Raw genomic sequence first — 18,443 nt, 5'->3', positions numbered from 1 at the left:
CTTTAATCGTGGAAAGTTTACTAATATTAAATTAATGGGAGCATAAGTGAAATGAAAACACTTCTCGGTACCAAAATTGGTATGACCCAAATCATCGGTGAAGACGGCGTTGTTACACCAATTACGCTCGTTCAAGCTGGCCCTGTAACTGTGACTCAGGTTAAAACCGTTGAAACAGACGGCTACAACGCAGTTCAAGTGGCATTTGGTGAGGGTAAGAACCTGAGCAAGGCCGTGGCTGGACATGTAAAACCAGCAGAGGTAACTCCGAAGCATCTTCGTGAGTTCCGCGTTGACGAAATCCCTGCGGATGTAAAAGTTGGCGCTAAAATTAATGTTGAAGCTTTCGAGCTTGGAGACATTGTTAATGTAACTGGAACAAGCAAAGGTAAAGGTTTTGCTGGAACGGTTAAGCGACACAACTTTAACACAAGCAAGAGCTCACACGGTGGAAACGGAAACGTGCGTCGTGTTGGTTCAATCGGATCAATGTATCCACAAAAAGTCTTTAAAGGTAAAAGAATGCCTGGACGAATGGGACACGATAAAGTTACTGTTAAAAATCTAACAGTTGCCTATATCGATGTAGAGAATAATTTAATTGGGCTAAAAGGTGCTGTTCCAGGACCAAAGAAAGGTCTTGTTAGCATTGGAGGTAAAGCATAATGGCTGAAAAAACAACTCTTCCAAAAAGCGTTTTTGCAGTTGAAGTTCGAAATCACGAACTCTTGAAGCTTGCCTATGACGCTTATCTTGCTAATAACCGCTTAGCAAGCGCTACAACAAAACAACGCGGTGAAGTTCGCGGTGGTGGTAAAAAACCATGGCGACAAAAAGGAACTGGTCGCGCACGATTTGGATCAATTCGAAACCCAATCTGGCGAGGCGGTGGTATTGTTTTTGGACCACGTGGTAATGAAAACTATACTAAGAAAATTTCAAAAACTTCAAAACGAGTTGCTCTTCGACAAGCTTTGACAGTTAAAGCTGATAAAGTTCTTGTTGCAGATATCAAAACAACTGGTAAAACTGCTGAAGTTGCAAAATTCTTGAAAGAGAATAATTTGAATCGACGAGTTCTTATCGTTGCTGAAAAAACAGACGAATTAATTCGTGCAACAAATAATATTAGTGAAGCTTTGCTTGTTTCACCAATGTATCTAAATGTGTTCGACATTTTGAACGCTGATCACATTGTTATTGCACCAAAAGCAATTGAAACAATCGAAAACTGGTTAGGAGGAGAAAAATAATGGCGATCAAACCTATTACTCCACGAGCAACCGAGAAAGCTTATGCTCTTTCTACAACAAAAAATGTTTACGTATTTAATGTACCGCTAACTTTGAATAAAAATCAAATCAAAGAAGCGATTGAAAAAGAGTTTGAAGTAACTGTAACTGGCGTTCGAACTGTTGTTCAAGCTGGTAAAGTTAAACGAATCAACAAATCTCGAAATCCAAAACGATACGTTGCTGGTTCAACAACTCAAAAAGATATCAAGAAAGCTTACGTGACTGTAAAAGAAGGTGATAAAATTGCAATCTTTGAAAGCGCTGAAGCTGAAACTGCTGAGGAGAAGAAGTAATGGCTATTAAGAAATATAATCCTACGACTCCTGCTCGACGCGGTATGACGACTGAAGACTATAGCGAAATCACAACTCGAAAACCGCTAAAAAGTCTTTTGAAAGCGAAAAAGCAAAATGCTGGACGCAACAACTCTGGTCGAATTACAGTTCGACACCGAGGTGGTGGTGTTAAGCGACATTACCGAATCTTAACTCACAAATTGCCAACAGGTTTGACTTTAACAGTTCGAGAAATCGAATATGATCCAAACCGAAGCGCGCGAATTGCTCGAGTTCAAGATCAAAATGGTAAATTCTACTATGTATTGGCTGATACATCAATGTTCCAAGGAAAAGTTTTCCAAACTGGTAAAAAAGACATTGAAATTGAAGCCTCAAACCGAATGCCACTTTCAGAAATTCCTGTTGGTTCATTGATTTATGCAATTGAAATCACACCAGGAAAAGGTGCACAAATGGTTCGTTCAGCTGGTGCAAAAGCTCAGTTAATGGCTAAAGAAGGTGATTACGCACAGGTTAAGTTACCTTCAGGCGAAGTTCGAAAATTCCGATTGGAAGCAGAGGCAACTCTTGGAACAGTTGGAAATATTCAACACCAAAATATTAAACTTGGTTCTGCTGGTCGCAAACGCCGCAAGGGTATTCGTCCAACAGTTCGTGGTGTTGTTATGAATGCCGTAGATCACCCACACGGTGGTGGTGATGGTGGACGACACGGAATTGGTCGTTCAACTCCACGCACACCTTGGGGTCAACCAACTCTCGGTTACAAAACTCGCCGACGTAAGAGTACTAATAAATTTATCGTGAAGAGTCGTCACGAAGCTAAGAGGAGAAAATAAATGAGTCGTTCATTGAAAAAAGGTCCGTTTATCGACTTCAAGCTTGCTAAAAAAGTAGCGGCTCTTGGAGCTGATGACCGAACAGTGATTAAAACTTGGGCTCGCTCAAGCACAATTACACCAGAAATGGTTGGTCGAACTATCGCTGTTCACAATGGTCGATTGCATATTCCTGTTTATATTTCAGAGAATATGGTTGGACATAAACTTGGTGAATTTGCGCCAACACGTAAATTCCGAAAACACGGTGGAAAGGATAAGAAATAATGGCTAATGTAACAACTCGTGCCTACATCAAAGGTATTGGTCAGGCTCCACGAAAAGTTTCAATCGTGGCAAGTCTTGTTCGGGGTCGAACTGTTGCTGATGCTCTAGTTATCCTTGATCACACACCACGCCGAAGCGCTTTAGCTGTTAAAAAAGCTATTCAATCGGCTGCAGCTAACGCTAAAAACAACGATAATGCTGATCCAAAAACTCTTGTAATCACAACTTTGTCGGTTACAGCTGGTTCACGACTAAAGCGATTTAAACCTCATATGCGAGGAATGGCGCTTCCTTTCCAAAAGAAAACTTCAAACATTTTAGTAGAAGTTTCTGGCGTTGTTAAAGAGAAAAAAGCTCCAGCTAAAAAAGCTGAAGTTAAGAAAACTACTGCAAAAGCAGAGAAAGAGAGCAAATAATGGGTCAAAAAGTTAATCCAATTAGCTTCCGTTTGCAAGCTCATAAAAACTGGGATTCACGATGGTTTGCTCAGAAAAAAGATTTTGCAAAATTCTTGATTGAAGATGACAAAATCCGAAAAACTATCGAAAAACGATTTGAAAGCCGACCAACTATCGACCGAATCGAAATCGAACGAACAGAAAACCTTATCACCGTTTCAATTCATACTGCAAAAGCAGGTGTTGTGATTGGACGTGGTGGTGCTGGCGTTCAAGAACTAAAAGCTCAACTTGAAAAAATGGTTAGCTTGCCGGTTCGAATTAATATTGAAGAGGTTCGACGACCAGAACTTTCAGCTAAATTAGTTGCTGAAAATATTGCTCGTCAACTTGAACGTCGAATTAACTTCCGTCGAGCCGTAAAAATGGCTTTACAAAATACAATGCAAGCTGGTGCGAAAGGTGTTCGTATTGAGGTTGCTGGACGTTTGAATGGTGCTGAAATGAGCCGTCGCGAGAAATTCTCAGAAGGTTCTGTGCCTCTACATACAATCCGTGCAGACATCAATTATCACGGCGCACGATCAAAAACCCCAGCTGGTATTATCGGTGTAAAAGTTTGGATTAATAAAGGTGAAAGGAATATTAAGTAATGGCTATTTTGTTACCAAAGAAAACCGCTCACCGAAAAGTTCGAAAAGGTAAAAACCCAGGCCGAGCAACTCGTGGAAACACTGTTGCTTTCGGTGACTACGGTCTAATGAGCCTTGAAAATGAGCGAATCAATTCACGACAAATTGAATCAGCTCGAACAGCTATGACTCGTTACATTAAACGTGGCGGTCAAGTTTGGATTCGAATTTTCCCACATACACCAGTTACTCGAAAACCACAAGACGTGAAAATGGGTAGCGGTAAGGGAAATCCAGAATTCTTTGTGGCAAAAGTTAAAGCTGGAACTGTCATGTTTGAAATGAATGGTGTTTCAGAAGAAGTTGCTCGCGAAGCTATGCGACTTGCTGGCCACAAACTTCCAGTAAAAGTTAAATTCGTAAAGAAAGGTGAAATCTAATATGGCGACTACATTGACAGGTGTTGTTTCGAGCGCTAAGGCCGACAAAACTATCACCGTAACAGTTCATAGCCGTGAAACACACCCAATTTACGGCAAACAATATACTGTAACTCGAAAATACACTGCTCATGATGAAAACAATGAAGCTGGTGAAGGCGACAAAGTTGTTATCAAAGAAGTTCGACCAATTTCGAAAACTAAAAGTTTTGCTTTAGTTGAAATTGTTGAAAAAGCCCGAGGTTCAGTAGAATTGAAAGAGGAGGCATAATGATTCAACAAGAAAGCCGACTTAAAGTAACAGATAACAGTGGTGCAAAAGAAATCCTTTGTATTCGTGTTCTTGGTGGTTCAAAACGCCGCTACGCACGAGTTGGCGATATTATCGTTGCTACTGTTAAAGACGCTAACCCAACTGGTAACGTTAAGAAAAAATCAGTTGTGAAGGCTGTTGTTGTGCGAACTCGCGACCAGATTCGTCGAAAAGATGGTTCAACTATTTGTTTTGACGATAATGCTGCAGTTATTATCGCTGACGACAAAACTCCAAAAGCAACTCGTGTATTTGGTCCAGTGCCACGCGAGCTTCGCGATTTGGGATATAACAAAATTATCAGCTTAGCTCCGGAGGTGCTCTAATATGGCGTTAAATGGAATTGTAAAAGGTGATAATGTTGTAATTATCAGTGGAAAAGATAAAGGTTTGACAGGTGAAGTTGTTAAAGTTCTACCAAAGAAAAACGCCGTTCTAGTTGAAGGTGTTGGTAAAAAACACCGTCACATTAAACCAAACCAATTTAATCCACGTGGTGGAGTAAAAGACATTCATGTTCCAACTCCAGTTCACAAAGTTAAAAAAGTAGAAGCTAAAAGCGCTAAATCAAGCAAAAAAGGAGATAAATAATGGCTAAAACTACTGTTTATGTTCCTCGCTTGAAAACTCTTTACAAAGACACTATTGTTAAAGAACTCGAAAGCGAACTAGAGCTAACAAATATCCACCAAGTTCCAAAGCTTGAAAAAATCGTTGTTAGCGTAGGAACAGGAAAAAAGAAAGAAGACAAACGTTTTCAAGAAGCTGTAAAAAATACAGTTACAAAAATTACTGGTCAAACACCAGTAGCACGTTTGCCTAAAAAATCAATTGCTACTTTCAAAATTCGTGGTGGAATGGGTGCTCCAATTGGTTATAGTGTAACTTTGCGCGGTGATCGAATGTATGAATTCCTTGACCGTCTTGTAAATGTTGCATTACCTCGTGTTCGAGACTTCCATGGAGTTGGTGCAAAAGGTTTCGACAAAGGTGGAAACTATAACTTGGGAATTTTAGAACAATCAATTTTCCCAGAATTGACTTTCGAAGAAACACAAATTCTTCACGGACTTCAAGTTACTTTCGTAATTAAAAACGAAGGTGAAGCTCACAGTCGAGCACTACTTGAAAAATTCGGTATTCCATTTGAAAAGAAAGGAAAAGCGTAATGGCTAAAAAATCAATGATTGCAAAAGACTTGAAGCGCAAAAAAATGATTGAAAAATATGCTGCAAAACGCGCCGAATTGAAAGCTGCTGGTGACCAAGAAGGTCTTCAAAAGCTTCCACGCAACTCAAGTCCTACACGACTTAAGAACCGCGACAATTTTGATGGTCGACCACGCGGTTATATGCGACGATTTGGTATGAGCCGAATCACTTTCCGCATTAAAGCTTCAAAGGGTGAAATCCCAGGCGTAACGAAAAGTAGTTGGTAGAAGGAAGGAGAAAATATGTCATTACAATCAACTGACCCTATTGCCGACCTTCTAACTCGCATTCGAAATGCAGCAATGGTTGGCAAAAATGAAATTCGCGTTCCTTCAAGTAAATTGAAAGAAGTAGTAGCGAAAGAGCTTGCTAAAGCTAATTATATTGAATCTGTTAAAGTTGAGTCAGCAAAACCTCGCGATATCTTGGTAGTAAAAATTGCTAAAGATGGCGAAGCTGCTCGCTTTAATGAACTTACTCGAATGAGTAAACCAGGACGCCGAATGTACGTAGGTGTAGAAGAAATCCCACGAATTAAAAGTGGTCGTGGAATGGTTCTACTTTCAACTTCAAAAGGTGTAATGAATGGTTTTGAGGCTAAAAAACAACGACTTGGTGGCGAATTGCTACTTAAAGTTTGGTAGTTTAATCCTTAAGGCTAAATTAAAAAGACAAGTCTTCTAATGAGGGCTTGTCTTTTTTAGTAGGGTTTATTTTACTACTTGGATATGTTATAATAATATTAATGTTTGATTCGTTTTTGCATAAAAATATGAGAGTGCCTTATCGACTTCACGCTACAAAAATGCGTAGTTCGGATAACCCTGAAGCTGTGGTGGTTTTTATTCATGGAATTGCAAGCAATGCTGCAATGTGGAAGAAAGCTGAAAGTGAAATTGAAGGTGAATTTGACATTTACGCCGTTGATTTGATCGGTCATGGAAAATCACCAAAACCAAAATGGTTGGGCGCACAAAGTCTTGCCGTGCAAGCCCGGGCAGTTCGTAGGATGGTTTTTGTAATGAAAAAATATAAAAAACCTCTATTTTTAGTAGGCCATTCAATGGGGTCTTTAGTTGCTGCTGAATTTTCAAAAATGTACCCAAATCTCGTAGATAAGATATTTCTACTTTCGCCGCCAATATATTCACCAGAAGAAGCTCGTGAATCGGTTCAAGAATTTATCCTTAAAAAGAGTTATCAAAAAATTGTTTCAGATCCAAAGGAATCTATTAAATTTGTAAATACCGCAATTGGAATGGGTGTAGCAGATGTTGAAAAATTTGATTCGCAAGAACAGTTTCGTCCAGTTCGAAGGTCTTTAAAAGAAGCTATTATCCAACAAGATACTTTCACTGTTCTTTCAAAAACTGAAACACCAACGAAAATTATTTATGGAGCTTTCGATCCTGTTGTGATTGGTAGAAATATTCGAAAGTTAGGTAGGATAAACGATAAAATTAAAGTTTCGCGAGTTTTAAGCGCACACGATCCAACAAAATCAATGATTTCACAAATTTCGAAAGATATTAATAAGTCTTTAAAGGAGCAAAAATGAGTAAAAAAATTATTTTAACAGGTGATCGTCCGACTGGAAAATTACATATTGGTCATTATGTGGGGTCATTGAAAAACCGAGTAGATCTACAAAATTCAGGCGAATATGAGATGTTTGTAATGATTGCAGACGCCCAAGCTTTAACAGATAATGCAAAAAATCCTGAAAAAGTTCGTGAAAATGTTCTTGAGGTTGCATTGGATTATTTAGCTGCTGGAATTGACCCTTCGAAAACGACAATTTTTATTCAAAGTCAGGTTCCACAACTTCCTGAATTGGCAATGTTTTATGCGAATTTAGTTTCTATCTCGCGTCTTGAACGCAATCCAACAGTTAAAACCGAGATTAAACAGAAAAACTTTGGCGAAGGTGTGCCAAGCGGTTTTGTGTTTTATCCGATTTCGCAGGCCGCAGACATTACGGCTTTTAAAGCAACTCATGTTCCTGCCGGTGAAGACCAATCGCCGATGATTGAATTAACTCGTGAAATCGCGCGTTCTTTTAATCAAGCTTATAATTCAGAAGTTCTCGTTGAGCCGGAAATTATTCTTTCGAAAGAAGGGCTTGAGCGCCGTTTGCCGGGTGTTAATGGTATGAATGCTAAGATGAGTAAAAGTTTAAATAATGGAATTTATCTTGCAGATTCTTTTGAAGAAATGCGTGCAAAAGTAATGAAAATGTATACGGATCCAGATCATATTAGGGTTGAAGATCCGGGTAAGGTTGAAGGAAATGTTGTTTTTGCATATCTAGATGTTTTTGCTGAAGATAAAAATAAGGTTGAAGAAATGAAAAAGCAATATCAAAAAGGTGGACTAGGTGATGTTGCGGTTAAAAAATACCTTATCGAAGAAATGGATAAGATTTTAAAACCTATTCGAGAAAGGCGTGAAGAGCTTGCGAAAGATCCCGGAGCTATTTATAAAATGCTCGAAGAAGGAAGTGTGAAGGCACGAAAAGCTGCAGCGGAAACTTTGCAAGAAGTTAAACGTGCAATGAAAATTGACTATTTTGGAGATAAAAATGGCGAAATTTAATTCGAGTGATATTTTAAAGATTTTGCGAAAATTCAATATCGCGAACGAAGACAATGTTCCACGAAATATTGAAGAGCTTAAAAAGATTTCGGCTGACGAATTTTCAGAAATATTTACATTTAAATTTAATAAGAATAAATTTTTTGTTATTATTGATGGGACCGCGGAAGATGATGAGTCTTATATTCGAGAGATTTTGCGTAAGAATTTTGGCGAAATCGAAGGACGTCTGATTGAAAATCCATTAGATTCAATGATGAGCTTCGCGATACCTTTTGAAGGTAAAGACGTTTATCTTTTCCAAAATATTCAGTCGAAAAAGCGTTTGGATGTTTATTTAGCTGAAAAATATCCAGAATTTTCACGTGCTACAATTCAAAAATATATTAAAAATGGTTTTGTTGAAGTTAATGGAAAACTTGCGAAAAAACCAAAAGATTTAGTGGACGAAAAATCGAAAATTTTAATTAGTATTCCAGATAAAAAGGTTGAAAAGGTTGATTTTTCGATTATTTTTGAAGATGAGAACGTTGTTGTGATTAATAAGCCTCGGGGTGTCTTAACGCACAGTAAAGGAGTTTTAAATGATGAATTTACTGTTGCAGATTTTTTTGAAAGTCGTGGTGCTAAGTTTGCAAAAGGTACAAATCGTGTCGGTATTGTTCACCGTCTCGATAGGGAAACATCGGGAGTCATTATTGGTGCAAAGAACGATGAAACTGCAAAAAAACTACAAAAGCAATTTTCAGAAAGAACTACAAAAAAGACATATCTTGCAATAGTTAAGGGTAGCTTAAATCCTAAAAAAGCAATTATTGATCTACCAATTGCACGAAATGGTTCTGCGCCGAGTACTTTTATGGTGCACGCCAAAGGAAAGACCGCTCAAACTAAATATGAAGTTATAGATGAGAATAATGAACTATCTCTGGTAAAACTAACACCAAAAACTGGCCGAACTCATCAACTTCGTGTTCATTTAAGTTACTTAAAACATCCGATTTTGGGCGATAGAGTTTACGATAAAACTATCACAAAAGCCGAATCTGAGCAAAGAATGTTTTTACATGCCCAAACACTCGAGATTACGATTCCTCCAAAAAATGGTGAAAAAGATTCGCAAAGAATGGTTTTTGAAGCTGAAATTCCTGAAGGTTTTAAATTAAACCACAATGAATGATTTTTTCAAAAATACTATCATAAACTCACACGCCACGATTATTGAAATTCCCCGTGGATATGGTTTTGAATTTGCCTTAAAAAAGATAGATTTCCCAAAAGAAATACAAGTTATTAAATTTAAGCCAACTATTCACAGCACACAAAAAACTGAAAGTATTAATGTGGAAGATATTGAAATTCTGCAAGAGAAAGTTAAAGTTAAAAGTGTGAAAAAGCGCTGTTTTGTTTTTGTAAATGCAGAAAAAATGAATGAAGCTGCTCAAAATAAATTTTTAAAAATATTTGAGGAACCTACTAAGAATACTTCATTTTTACTTTTAACCGAGAATAAAAATGCTTTCGAAAAAACAATTTTATCGAGGGCGCAGATTTTAAGAATTCCACCAATTTCCACCATAGAATCATTAAATATGTTTAAAAAAACAAAGCTAGATGATCAAGACAGACAGAAAATTCTTTTTTTAGCGGATGGTTTACCTGGCGAAATTGAAAAACTTTCAAATAGTAAAAAATACTTTAATGAGCAAATAGAGAACGCCGAAATTGCTAAGCGATGGTTTATGGGGTCTCGCTTTGATAAAATATTAATTATAAAAATATTAAAATCCGATAGAGATAAAACCTTAAAAGTGCTAGAAATTCTATTAAAAATAACAAGCCAAACTTTTACTCAAAGTCCAAAAGAAAATGCGCTTAAAACAAGGGAGATTTTAAATGCGTTTGATAGAATTTCAAAAAATGGAAATGTCAGTCTGATTCTACTCGCAGTGGCGGTAGTATAGATTTGCAAAAAAATAACCGCTTGTGGTATAATAGTAATCATGTTAGTGTTGATTTTAATTATCGCATTGAGTATTTATATTTTTTGGAAGAAATCCGATGAGGTTCTAAAAAATACATTGCCAGATAATCTTTCGGCTAAGATTGATAAACTGTGGCGAGTTGCTCAAGAAGCGATTATTGATAGAAAGTATCTTCGTGCTGAAAAAGTTTTATTAACTATTTTACGCTTTGATGAACGAAATGCTACCGCATACAATAGATTAGGTATCATTTATGCAGGACAGAAGCAATTTGATGACGCTATTGAGTGTTTCGAAATTGCACAAAGTTTAGAAAGCAGTGCATCAAGTCTGCATAATGTTGGACTCATATATCTTGAAACAGAGAACTATCAGAAGGCTGCTTTAGCTTTCGAGCAGGCTCTTGAAATTGAAGATAATATGCCAACACGCTACATTGCATATGCTCGCGCACTTGAAAAACTAGGAAAAGACAAACTAGCTATTTCCGCCTTAGAGAAAGCAGCCGAGTTGGATGAAAGGCCACAAATTCTACGGAGTCTAGGCGCTCTATATCTAAAGGTTGAAGATCTTGAGAAAGCGAAAGAAATCAAGGATAAACTTGAATCTCTGAAGGATGACCGCAGAGCGTTAAAACAAAATCGAATATCTAATAAATCTATTTCAACTAAAAAAATAACAATGTAGAATAAAAGACAGTCAAACGAGGGCTGTCTTTTAAAATATAAATATTATTACTGCTGATTAGTCTTCTTCATGATGCCGCGAAGCAATAAATAATTGAGCTACAGATACTAGGATTATTACTGAAGAGACAAACCAGAATTGGCTAGTGTTTGGAATATTAAATTCGAAGAATTCACGCAAAATAGGTGTGCTAAATATAACCGCGGTAAACAATAGTGTTCCTAATATATATAAGCCTCTTCGAATGTCGTTATTTTTTGACGGTTTTGAGCCCAAAAATACTTCGCTTAGAATCGTCGCAAAAACACCAAACCAAGCAGTTGTAATTACTACTGTTGCAAGAATTCCGTGCATCATCGCCCGATTAGTGAGTAGTCCGCCAGTTCGGACATGAAGACCGATATAAATGAACGAAATGGCCAATCCGCTCAAGATTGCAATTGGTAAAATTGCATAAAGCGTATCGCGCCAGAAATTTTTTGGGTTAATTTTATGTTTAGGGATTGGTGGAAATAGTGTGGTTAAAACCGTTGGTAATGTAACTAAAATAAAATTCATATAAGTGATATGTCTTGGTAGAAAAGGATAGTTTATTCCCGCAATCATTGTGGCAAAAAGAATTGTTACACCCAAAATGATTTTATGAAAGAACAAAATTGCGATCATCTCAATTGAGAGCATGATTCTGTTACCAATTTCAACGCCACTAGGTAAAGAGGTGAAAGAGTTATCCATTAAAACCAAATCTGCAACCCGTCGAGTTGCTGGAGCACCATCAAACATCGAAATTCCAAGGTCGGACTTTTTGATTGCTAAAGCATCATTTACTCCATCACCAATCATTCCGGTGTAGAATTTATTTTTTTGAAAAATGCCAATAATTTTCTCTTTTTGTTCCGGTAGGACACGTGCAAAAATAGTATTTTCAAGAACCGCTTTCTCAAAATCTTTTTTCGAAAGCTCTTTTAATTCTGCGCCGGTAATATATTTTTCGGCATTTTTAATACCTGCTTCAGAAGCGATAAAGCTAACTGTTCGAGGATTGTCCCCGGAAATAACACGAATCGAAACACCTCTATTTTGCAAAAATGCAACCGTTTCTTGAACATTTTCACGTAAAGCATTTTTAAGGGTAATAACTGCAAGAGGTTGAAGTTTTTCAGATTCTAGCAGATCTTTTATTTTTCCAGCTTTATTGAATTTTGCAAGCAAGAGAACACGAAAACCTTGTGATGCTAAATCATTAATTTTATCTGTAATATCGGTAGATTTTATGCTATTATCTAGGTTTCTTAAGATAAATTCTGGGGCACCAAAAACTATAGATTGTTCATCTGTGGAGTCTTTTCGAAAGCTCATCCCGGAAAGTTTTCGCGAGCTCGAAAAGGCCATATAGTCTGTAATTTTTATATTTCCTTTTGAAGAAAACTCGTTAAGAATAGCCTGTGCTGTTGCATTTTTCTCGGCAGATTCTGAGTTTAAAGCGTTTAAGATTTCACCAATTTGTTCTTTAGAAAGGTTTTTGTCTAAAATCTCACAAGAATTAAACTTGATTTCGGGAGAAGTTAACGTTCCGGTTTTATCTGTCGCTAGAACTTCCAATAAAGCCATATCCTCAATGGCAGAAATTTTTTGCGGTAAAACTTTTGCTTGAAGTAGTTTTAAAGAACCGTAGGCAAAAAATAGCGAACTTGCCAACAAAAGTCCTTCCGGCACCACAACGACCGCAGCAGATGTGATTGTTTTTAGAATAGTAGTAGGGTCTTCTTTAAAAATAAAGAAATAAACTACGCAAATTATTGCTGTAAGTGCAAGAGCAAACCAGCTTAATCGGGAGATTAGCTTTGAAATTTTTTGTTGAATTGGTGTTAGTTTTGGTTTGTAGTTTTTTAATTTAGCTGTCATTTGGCCAGCCTCAGTTTCATCTCCGACAGCAATGACTTCTGCTTCAGCATCGCCCGCAACAACAATTGCACTCGAAAGAATTTTATCACCAACTTTTTTAGGAATTGAATCACTTTCACCAGTCAAGATAGATTCGTTAACCTCAAAAGAGTTTGATTTAATGATTTTTGCATCCGCAGGAATTTCATCACCGGTTTTTAGTAAAATTCTATCACCGGTTTTTAATTCAGTGAAGAGGACTTCTTCTGTTTGTCCATCTCTAAAAATTCGAGCACGTGGAGCACTCATCAGTTCGATTTTTCGAAGAGTTAAATAGGCACGGATTTCTTGAATGCTACCAATGAACGAATTAACTAAAATCACAAAAGAAATAAACCACGCATCACGATGCTCGCCAACAAGTAAAAGCCCGCCAGCAAGAATAAAGATAGCAATCGATATTGGTGAAATAAAGTTTCTAAAAATTATTGTACGGATATGTTTCATGTAATATATTATAACAGTTTTTAAATTAATAAAAAACCCTCACCGAGGGTTAGAATTATTTTCTTGACCGTACACTGAGGCCAACGAGTAGTCCTGGATAAATAGGTTTATCCGGATGGTATTCTGAGAACTTTTCTAAAAACTTTCTATTCTTTTGAATAACCTTTATTTCATTTTTCAATGGCTTCGGTATGTCGTTTGGGTTAAAGCATTGATTTCGATGAAATAGCTCCTCATTAAAAAGCGCAAAAACTTCGTCGTTAGAGTAATCTTTATCAATGTTTTCCGCGAGTCGATCTAGTAGTGTGTCTATAACACCAGCATTAATATAAATTGTTTTACTTAACAGATGTGCATTAAAGCCTGTTTCTACCATTAGTCGTGCATCAATTTTTGGAATTGCATAAACTAAATAATCAATTTTTTGTGATTTTTTTGCATAGTTTACAATTTCATTAAATAGTCGGTATAACTCTTCTCGTGTAGCTTTATATTCGCCATTGCTGATATTTATAAAGTCGATAATTTCATAAATATCAATGATTCTTTTTTCTTTCTTGACTTTCTTAAAAGATTGTAGAGCTATAGCTGCCACAACTCTTCCTTTTTTTCGAATAAAAAACCACTCATCCCTTGAAAAGAAATCCGTACGTCTATACCAACTGTGTGTTTCTTCTAAAGCGGATGTGATTTGTTTTGCAATTTTATCTTTTTCATCGCCTAAATTATTAAAAGTTTCAATTAACTTAGTTTTAGGTTTAAAAATTCTCATTATCATAAAAGTACCTCCAAAAATATGAACTATTTGTTATTATATCATTTTTCAGGCTTTAAGGCAAATGTAAGCTTTATTTTTAATGGAAAGTGTGTTAAAATCTATGAATAACTTATAATCTTAAAAATAATTATGAATGCAATAAAAATATTTAAACGGTCTTGGTGTTATTTCTATAAGAATAAATATGGTTTTTTGATAGGAACTTCAATCCTGCATTTTACAATGTCTATTTTTGGAGTTAATGCGCTTTTTTGGGTTTTTAAATTGATTTTATTATTCTCAAACCAAGAGAACCTTACTAAAGATAATTTTTATTTATTATTCTCAAATCCCTTGAGCTTTTTATTTTGTGCAATATATGTTCTTCTAGTGGCATTTTTAACATTTATTGAGTTTTTTGTTCTAGTAACTTTTATAAATTCACGTAAAGATAGTGAAAGTTTTTCATTAAAAAGAGTTTTTTCGAAAGCATTTTTAAAAATGAGAAGCCTACTTAGCTTTCAAATTTTCTTTTTTATAGTTTATTTTATATCGATGGTACCCCTTGAAAATCTAGGCCTTTCTTCAACTATAACCGAAAAACTTCGAATTCCGGCTTTTATTACTGGTGAAATATCAAAAACGCCAGCTGGATTAATAATGTGTATTGTCTTGGTTATAATGATTTTTTATGTTAATCTTCGGTTAATTTTTACCTTACCACGAACAATCCTAAAAGACGAACCACTTTCGAAAAGTATTAAGGCGAGCTGGAAAGATACTCATAAGAAGATGGCGCAAATCTTAATTCCAATCGGTATTTTCGAAATTATTTTTCTTACTGCAACTCTAATCTTTATGTTGATAACCGTTACGCTTCTTGGAGGATTAAAAGAAATTTTAGGCTTTTTAATTGTGCAAACAATCTTACAGACAATCTTTGATGCTGCCTTTTTTGCGCTTTCAGTGTTAACAAAGATATCGATCGTGATTGTTTTGCTGGAAATTTTAGACTCGAAAAATTTAAAAAGCAACCCAAAACCAACTCAGCAAAAAAAGCACTCGAAAACTTTCGCACTCTTGATGATTGTGCTTTTAATGGGGGCAACTTTCACTAACGGGATTCAAATCTATTATCGAAAGGTTGATACTAAAATTTTGAAAATTGCGCACCGTGGAAATGTTCATGGTGGCGTGGAGAATTCGTTAGAGGCGCTTGAATCCGCAAAGAAGATTGGCGCCGATTATGCCGAACTGGATATTCAGTTAACTCGTGATAATCATTTCGTCGTTATGCATGACTATAATCTACAAAGATTGACTGGCCGAAACGCACGTGTTCGAGATTTAACACTTGATGAAATTAAAACTTTAACTATCCGCGAAAACAATTTTGAAAGCCGAATTCCAACTTTCGAAGAATACGTTAATAAAGCTAAAAAAATAAATATCAAACTATTAGTTGAAATCAAGCCAAGCGGTGATGAGCCCGAAGATTTTGCAGAAATGTTTATAAAAAAGTTTCGAAAACTTGGCGTTGAAAAAACTTTCAAGGTGATGTCTTTAGATTTGGATTTAATGAGAAAGATTGAAAGAATTGATCCTGCGATTGAAACTGGTTTTGTGATTCCAATTCAATTTGGCGACTTTGATGATTCTAAAATTGATTTTTATGTGATTGAAGATTTTTCATATCGTAGCGGTTTGGCATTCAAGGCACACAAAAAACATCGCAAAATTTTTGTCTGGACATTAAATACGCAAAGCGAAATCTCTAGATATCTTCAAGAGCCGATTGATGGAATAATTTCAGATGAGATTCAAATGATTGAAGATATCGAAAAAGAAGATCGTTCGAAAGAGCCAATTCTGAAGAGTTTTGTACGACTTCTAAAACTTCGATTTTAAAAAACCGCAAATGAATTAACTTTGCGGTTTATTTTTTATTTATCGAATCGTTTTAAGATTGATAAATTCGTGTTGTAGAACAAATAAATCATAAAATCTTGCAGATAACATAAAGAATCCTGAAACGTTGTTTTCCTCGATCTGTTCTTCCGTTGGCTCAAGTTTTAAACAAATTTCACAAAAAGCTTGCATTAAACCTAAGAAATTAAGATATTCGTCTCTATAAGGTTCACGGTGATTTCTTAAAACTGAAAGAAAATCGTTTGTTAGAATTGGAATTTCATATTTACTACTAAACTTGTGAATTGCAGAATTCATTTGTTCATGGGCTAGTTTTGAAATTCTAATTTTGTTTATCTTTCGTCTTCGATATTCAAAAATTGGGAACGGTGATTTATAGCTTCCTGAAGGTAAAAACATATGATGCTTATTGCTTTCACCAACTTTTGATCGCTGAAATTTCCTTGGAAAGTCTCTAATTTCTGCAGTGATCTTTTCGTATTCTTCACTCCAGTTGTAGATTTTCGAAATAGTAATATATTCGCCGTTTGAATCTTTCGAAAATACTTCTATTTGACGACGACGACGACGAATTTCTTCTAAAATATACCTTTTTGATTCTTCTTCATAAACATCTTCAAAATATGATTTAGTTTCAAAAAAGCGTGCAGCCGGATTTTTTAGAATATCCAAGCCTCTTAAAGAAATCCACTTCCAGAATTCGCGTCGGTAATCTGGTCCCATTAGCATATATAAATTATAGTAATAGAACGAAATATTCTCATTGATAAACCCAATAAGCTTGTTATCGATTTTTTTAATATTGTGATGATCGATATCGTTAAAAATCTGCAAACTTTGTATTTTACCAACATCAATCAAAGAAAGCACAAATACAGCAGCCATTTCTTCGGGCAGTTTTTTAGTGGTAAGAAGATTCACTAACTCAACCAAAAAACGAGGCGAAGCTTTAGGGAAAAACAACAGCGGTATTAGAGCCTTAATGGTTTCAATCGAGAACGAATGAAGTTTCTCATTAGAGCGCCAACCGAGTTTTTTATCGGGAGCTTCCGGATCAATTCTTAACAACAACAAGATGATTATTTCAATTTTTTGCAAAATATCTTCTGAAGGCTTGCTTGGAATTTTAATTTCACGAAGAATTTTAGCACTTTCATCTGATAATTCGATTTCGAGAAATTCTTCGTAGCTAAAGCTAGAAGAAAGCATTTTTTGCCTTTTACTAATCGAAGAAATAACTTTCTCTAAGTTATAATAGAACATCGCATCTTTAAGTTTCATAATTTATTCCTCCTATGATAAAGTGCGCTAAAAGTAGATAATTGTTATTATACAATTTTTTTACAAATATTTCAAGTAGATAAAAGCTTGAAAAAAAAGTTTTTTTATGCTAAAATTATAAGGTTAATATTAAATGCGAGTGAAATTTGGGAGATTTTGCGCCTCATTTCTTCGGAAGAAATGACCAGCACGAAACAAACAAACACTCTTTAAATGAAAGGAATAGTTCAATGAGTCGAATCGGAAAACTACCTATTGAGGTTCCGGCTGGTGTGACAATCACGATTGACGAGAACGAGATTTCAGTTAAAGGCGCTAAAGGCGAGCTAACTGTGCCTCATTTGTCAGACGTAACTGTCGAACTTGACGGCACAACATTAAAAGTTGTTCGAAAAAATGACGAACGCGTAGCCCGCGCACAACACGGATTACAACGAGCTCTTTTGAATAATGCCGTTATTGGTGTTACAAAAGGTTTCGAAAAGAAATTGGAAGTTAACGGAGTTGGTTTCCGTGTTCAAACTAACAATCCACAAGAGCTTGAAATGCAACTTGGTTTCTCACACCCTGTAATCTATAAAGCGAAAGAAGGAATCACTCTTTCTAACGATAAAATGGTTATTACAGTTGCAGGAATCGACAAGCAAGCTGTTGGTCAAGCTGCGGCAGAAATCCGCGCTTTGAAGAAACCTGAACCATACAAAGGTAAAGGTATTAAATATGTTGATGAAGTTATCTTGCGAAAAGCAGGAAAGGCAGGTAAGTAATGTCTAAAGCATTAGCACTTAAGAAACAAAACTTAGCTTTGCGAAAAGGTCGCGTTCGAGCAAAAATTTCTGGAACAGCTGAACGCCCACGCTTAACTGTAACTATTAGTAATTTGCATGTTTCAGCTCAACTTATCGACGACGTTGCTCAAAAAACTCTTGTTTCAGCAACAACTGTTGGTTCAAAAGCTAAAGGTTCAAAAACAGAACTTGCTGCAAAAATTGGTACAGAAATTGCCAAAAAAGCAAAGAAAGCTAAAATTAATACAGTAGTATTTGACCGAAATGGTCGCCAATATGCAGGTCGTCTACACGCCCTAGCAGATGCTGCTCGTAAGGAAGGATTGGAGTTCTAAT

General features: G+C 36.1%; 25 protein-coding genes. 22 read left to right on the top strand and 3 right to left on the bottom strand.

Features of this window, described 5'->3' with window-relative positions; all coding sequences use genetic code 11:
* Nucleotides 1–51 precede the first annotated feature (51 nt).
* The 19 genes from rplC to HXK94_001715 all read left to right on the top strand — a co-directional run bounded on the left by rplC (nucleotide 52) and on the right by HXK94_001715 (nucleotide 10,961).
* Nucleotides 52–666 (top strand): 50S ribosomal protein L3, encoded by a 615-nt coding sequence (gene rplC, locus HXK94_001805; protein QTI95989.1) that lies wholly within the window; start codon nucleotides 52–54, stop codon nucleotides 664–666.
* Nucleotides 666–1,253 (top strand): 50S ribosomal protein L4, encoded by a 588-nt coding sequence (rplD, locus tag HXK94_001800; GenBank protein QTI95988.1) that lies wholly within the window; start codon nucleotides 666–668, stop codon nucleotides 1,251–1,253. The genes rplC and rplD overlap by 1 nt, the downstream gene beginning before the upstream one ends.
* On the top strand, nucleotides 1,253–1,588 hold the full coding sequence (rplW, locus tag HXK94_001795) for a 50S ribosomal protein L23 (GenBank protein ID QTI95987.1): 336 nt from the start codon (nucleotides 1,253–1,255) through the stop codon (nucleotides 1,586–1,588). Before rplD ends, rplW begins: the two co-directional genes overlap by 1 nt.
* Nucleotides 1,588–2,433, top strand: a complete 846-nt coding sequence (rplB, locus tag HXK94_001790; protein QTI95986.1) for a 50S ribosomal protein L2 — start codon at nucleotides 1,588–1,590, stop codon at nucleotides 2,431–2,433. Before rplW ends, rplB begins: the two co-directional genes overlap by 1 nt.
* Complete coding sequence (rpsS, locus tag HXK94_001785; protein QTI95985.1) at nucleotides 2,434–2,700, top strand: 30S ribosomal protein S19; 267 nt, start codon at nucleotides 2,434–2,436, stop codon at nucleotides 2,698–2,700.
* Nucleotides 2,700–3,116, top strand: coding sequence for a 50S ribosomal protein L22 (gene rplV / locus HXK94_001780; protein ID QTI95984.1), 417 nt, complete (start codon nucleotides 2,700–2,702; stop codon nucleotides 3,114–3,116). The genes rpsS and rplV overlap by 1 nt, the downstream gene beginning before the upstream one ends.
* Nucleotides 3,116–3,751: a 30S ribosomal protein S3 gene (rpsC, locus tag HXK94_001775; GenBank protein QTI95983.1), complete on the top strand. Its 636-nt coding sequence runs from the start codon at nucleotides 3,116–3,118 to the stop codon at nucleotides 3,749–3,751. Before rplV ends, rpsC begins: the two co-directional genes overlap by 1 nt.
* Before the next feature lie 5 nt (nucleotides 3,752–3,756).
* On the top strand, nucleotides 3,757–4,170 hold the full coding sequence (rplP, locus tag HXK94_001770) for a 50S ribosomal protein L16 (GenBank protein ID QTI96611.1): 414 nt from the start codon (nucleotides 3,757–3,759) through the stop codon (nucleotides 4,168–4,170).
* Nucleotide 4,171: 1 nt separating this feature from the next.
* Nucleotides 4,172–4,441, top strand: a complete 270-nt coding sequence (gene rpsQ, locus HXK94_001765; protein QTI95982.1) for a 30S ribosomal protein S17 — start codon at nucleotides 4,172–4,174, stop codon at nucleotides 4,439–4,441.
* Nucleotides 4,441–4,809 (top strand): 50S ribosomal protein L14, encoded by a 369-nt coding sequence (rplN, locus tag HXK94_001760; GenBank protein QTI95981.1) that lies wholly within the window; start codon nucleotides 4,441–4,443, stop codon nucleotides 4,807–4,809. The genes rpsQ and rplN overlap by 1 nt, the downstream gene beginning before the upstream one ends.
* 1 nt (nucleotide 4,810) lies before the next feature.
* A complete protein-coding gene (rplX, locus tag HXK94_001755; protein ID QTI95980.1) occupies nucleotides 4,811–5,074 on the top strand; it encodes a 50S ribosomal protein L24 in 264 nt (87 codons plus the stop codon).
* Nucleotides 5,074–5,652: a 50S ribosomal protein L5 gene (rplE, locus tag HXK94_001750; GenBank protein QTI95979.1), complete on the top strand. Its 579-nt coding sequence runs from the start codon at nucleotides 5,074–5,076 to the stop codon at nucleotides 5,650–5,652. The genes rplX and rplE overlap by 1 nt, the downstream gene beginning before the upstream one ends.
* Nucleotides 5,652–5,921, top strand: a complete 270-nt coding sequence (rpsN, locus tag HXK94_001745; GenBank protein ID QTI95978.1) for a 30S ribosomal protein S14 — start codon at nucleotides 5,652–5,654, stop codon at nucleotides 5,919–5,921. The genes rplE and rpsN overlap by 1 nt, the downstream gene beginning before the upstream one ends.
* 15 nt (nucleotides 5,922–5,936) lie before the next feature.
* The gene (rpsH, locus tag HXK94_001740) at nucleotides 5,937–6,338 is read left to right on the top strand and encodes a 30S ribosomal protein S8 (protein QTI95977.1); all 402 of its coding nucleotides are present in this window, start codon (nucleotides 5,937–5,939) and stop codon (nucleotides 6,336–6,338) included.
* 101 nt (nucleotides 6,339–6,439) lie between these two features.
* Nucleotides 6,440–7,252: an alpha/beta hydrolase gene (locus HXK94_001735; GenBank protein QTI96606.1), complete on the top strand. Its 813-nt coding sequence runs from the start codon at nucleotides 6,440–6,442 to the stop codon at nucleotides 7,250–7,252.
* The gene (gene trpS / locus HXK94_001730) at nucleotides 7,249–8,289 is read left to right on the top strand and encodes a tryptophan--tRNA ligase (protein ID QTI96605.1); all 1,041 of its coding nucleotides are present in this window, start codon (nucleotides 7,249–7,251) and stop codon (nucleotides 8,287–8,289) included. Before HXK94_001735 ends, trpS begins: the two co-directional genes overlap by 4 nt.
* The gene (locus tag HXK94_001725) at nucleotides 8,276–9,469 is read left to right on the top strand and encodes an RluA family pseudouridine synthase (protein QTI96604.1); all 1,194 of its coding nucleotides are present in this window, start codon (nucleotides 8,276–8,278) and stop codon (nucleotides 9,467–9,469) included. Before trpS ends, HXK94_001725 begins: the two co-directional genes overlap by 14 nt.
* The gene (locus HXK94_001720) at nucleotides 9,462–10,253 is read left to right on the top strand and encodes a hypothetical protein (protein QTI96603.1); all 792 of its coding nucleotides are present in this window, start codon (nucleotides 9,462–9,464) and stop codon (nucleotides 10,251–10,253) included. Before HXK94_001725 ends, HXK94_001720 begins: the two co-directional genes overlap by 8 nt.
* Nucleotides 10,254–10,292: 39 nt before the next feature.
* Complete coding sequence (locus HXK94_001715; protein ID QTI96602.1) at nucleotides 10,293–10,961, top strand: tetratricopeptide repeat protein; 669 nt, start codon at nucleotides 10,293–10,295, stop codon at nucleotides 10,959–10,961.
* Between the two features lie 57 nt (nucleotides 10,962–11,018).
* On the opposite strand, the gene HXK94_001710 is transcribed toward HXK94_001715, so the two are convergent.
* Complete coding sequence (locus tag HXK94_001710) at nucleotides 11,019–13,352, bottom strand: HAD-IC family P-type ATPase (protein ID QTI96601.1); 2,334 nt, start codon at nucleotides 13,350–13,352, stop codon at nucleotides 11,019–11,021.
* Nucleotides 13,353–13,407: 55 nt separating this feature from the next.
* Nucleotides 13,408–14,124 (bottom strand): hypothetical protein, encoded by a 717-nt coding sequence (locus tag HXK94_001705; GenBank protein QTI96600.1) that lies wholly within the window; start codon nucleotides 14,122–14,124, stop codon nucleotides 13,408–13,410.
* A 135-nt stretch (nucleotides 14,125–14,259) separates the two neighbouring features.
* On the opposite strand from HXK94_001705, the gene HXK94_001700 reads away from it, so the two are divergent.
* Entirely contained in the window at nucleotides 14,260–16,017 is a 1,758-nt protein-coding gene (locus HXK94_001700; protein ID QTI96599.1) for a glycerophosphodiester phosphodiesterase, read from the top strand.
* Between the two features lie 39 nt (nucleotides 16,018–16,056).
* Here HXK94_001700 and HXK94_001695 read toward each other — a convergent pair whose 3' ends face one another.
* Nucleotides 16,057–17,319, bottom strand: a complete 1,263-nt coding sequence (locus HXK94_001695; protein QTI96598.1) for a hypothetical protein — start codon at nucleotides 17,317–17,319, stop codon at nucleotides 16,057–16,059.
* Nucleotides 17,320–17,549: 230 nt separating this feature from the next.
* Here HXK94_001695 and rplF point away from each other — a divergent pair, with 230 nt between their 5' ends.
* The gene (rplF, locus tag HXK94_001690) at nucleotides 17,550–18,086 is read left to right on the top strand and encodes a 50S ribosomal protein L6 (protein QTI96597.1); all 537 of its coding nucleotides are present in this window, start codon (nucleotides 17,550–17,552) and stop codon (nucleotides 18,084–18,086) included.
* Entirely contained in the window at nucleotides 18,086–18,442 is a 357-nt protein-coding gene (rplR, locus tag HXK94_001685) for a 50S ribosomal protein L18 (protein QTI96596.1), read from the top strand. Before rplF ends, rplR begins: the two co-directional genes overlap by 1 nt.
* The last annotated feature ends 1 nt before the right edge of the window (nucleotide 18,443 follow it).

Source organism: Candidatus Nanogingivalaceae bacterium (assembly GCA_015257795.3).
GTDB lineage: Bacteria > Patescibacteriota > Saccharimonadia > Saccharimonadales > Saccharimonadaceae > Nanogingivalis.
This window is presented reverse-complemented; position numbering and strand designations above follow the sequence as displayed.

Bases quoted from the DNA above. Each gene is read 5' to 3' on its own strand.
- rpsC (QTI95983.1), top strand. From the start codon at position 3,116: ATGGGTCAAAAAGTTAATCCAATTAGCTTCCGTTTGCAAGCTCATAAA.
- rpsQ (QTI95982.1), top strand. From the start codon at position 4,172: ATGGCGACTACATTGACAGGTGTTGTTTCGAGCGCTAAGGCCGACAAA.
- rpsH (QTI95977.1), top strand. From the start codon at position 5,937: ATGTCATTACAATCAACTGACCCTATTGCCGACCTTCTAACTCGCATT.
- rplE (QTI95979.1), top strand. From the start codon at position 5,074: ATGGCTAAAACTACTGTTTATGTTCCTCGCTTGAAAACTCTTTACAAA.
- rplD (QTI95988.1), top strand. From the start codon at position 666: ATGGCTGAAAAAACAACTCTTCCAAAAAGCGTTTTTGCAGTTGAAGTT.
- HXK94_001720 (QTI96603.1), top strand. From the start codon at position 9,462: ATGAATGATTTTTTCAAAAATACTATCATAAACTCACACGCCACGATT.
- rplX (QTI95980.1), top strand. From the start codon at position 4,811: ATGGCGTTAAATGGAATTGTAAAAGGTGATAATGTTGTAATTATCAGT.
- rplR (QTI96596.1), top strand. From the start codon at position 18,086: ATGTCTAAAGCATTAGCACTTAAGAAACAAAACTTAGCTTTGCGAAAA.
- HXK94_001700 (QTI96599.1), top strand. From the start codon at position 14,260: ATGAATGCAATAAAAATATTTAAACGGTCTTGGTGTTATTTCTATAAG.
- rpsS (QTI95985.1), top strand. From the start codon at position 2,434: ATGAGTCGTTCATTGAAAAAAGGTCCGTTTATCGACTTCAAGCTTGCT.
- HXK94_001735 (QTI96606.1), top strand. From the start codon at position 6,440: ATGTTTGATTCGTTTTTGCATAAAAATATGAGAGTGCCTTATCGACTT.
- rplB (QTI95986.1), top strand. From the start codon at position 1,588: ATGGCTATTAAGAAATATAATCCTACGACTCCTGCTCGACGCGGTATG.
- rplW (QTI95987.1), top strand. From the start codon at position 1,253: ATGGCGATCAAACCTATTACTCCACGAGCAACCGAGAAAGCTTATGCT.
- trpS (QTI96605.1), top strand. From the start codon at position 7,249: ATGAGTAAAAAAATTATTTTAACAGGTGATCGTCCGACTGGAAAATTA.
- rplF (QTI96597.1), top strand. From the start codon at position 17,550: ATGAGTCGAATCGGAAAACTACCTATTGAGGTTCCGGCTGGTGTGACA.
- HXK94_001725 (QTI96604.1), top strand. From the start codon at position 8,276: ATGGCGAAATTTAATTCGAGTGATATTTTAAAGATTTTGCGAAAATTC.
- HXK94_001705 (QTI96600.1), bottom strand. From the start codon at position 14,124: ATGAGAATTTTTAAACCTAAAACTAAGTTAATTGAAACTTTTAATAAT.
- rplC (QTI95989.1), top strand. From the start codon at position 52: ATGAAAACACTTCTCGGTACCAAAATTGGTATGACCCAAATCATCGGT.
- HXK94_001710 (QTI96601.1), bottom strand. From the start codon at position 13,352: ATGAAACATATCCGTACAATAATTTTTAGAAACTTTATTTCACCAATA.
- rplN (QTI95981.1), top strand. From the start codon at position 4,441: ATGATTCAACAAGAAAGCCGACTTAAAGTAACAGATAACAGTGGTGCA.
- HXK94_001715 (QTI96602.1), top strand. From the start codon at position 10,293: ATGTTAGTGTTGATTTTAATTATCGCATTGAGTATTTATATTTTTTGG.
- HXK94_001695 (QTI96598.1), bottom strand. From the start codon at position 17,319: ATGAAACTTAAAGATGCGATGTTCTATTATAACTTAGAGAAAGTTATT.
- rpsN (QTI95978.1), top strand. From the start codon at position 5,652: ATGGCTAAAAAATCAATGATTGCAAAAGACTTGAAGCGCAAAAAAATG.
- rplV (QTI95984.1), top strand. From the start codon at position 2,700: ATGGCTAATGTAACAACTCGTGCCTACATCAAAGGTATTGGTCAGGCT.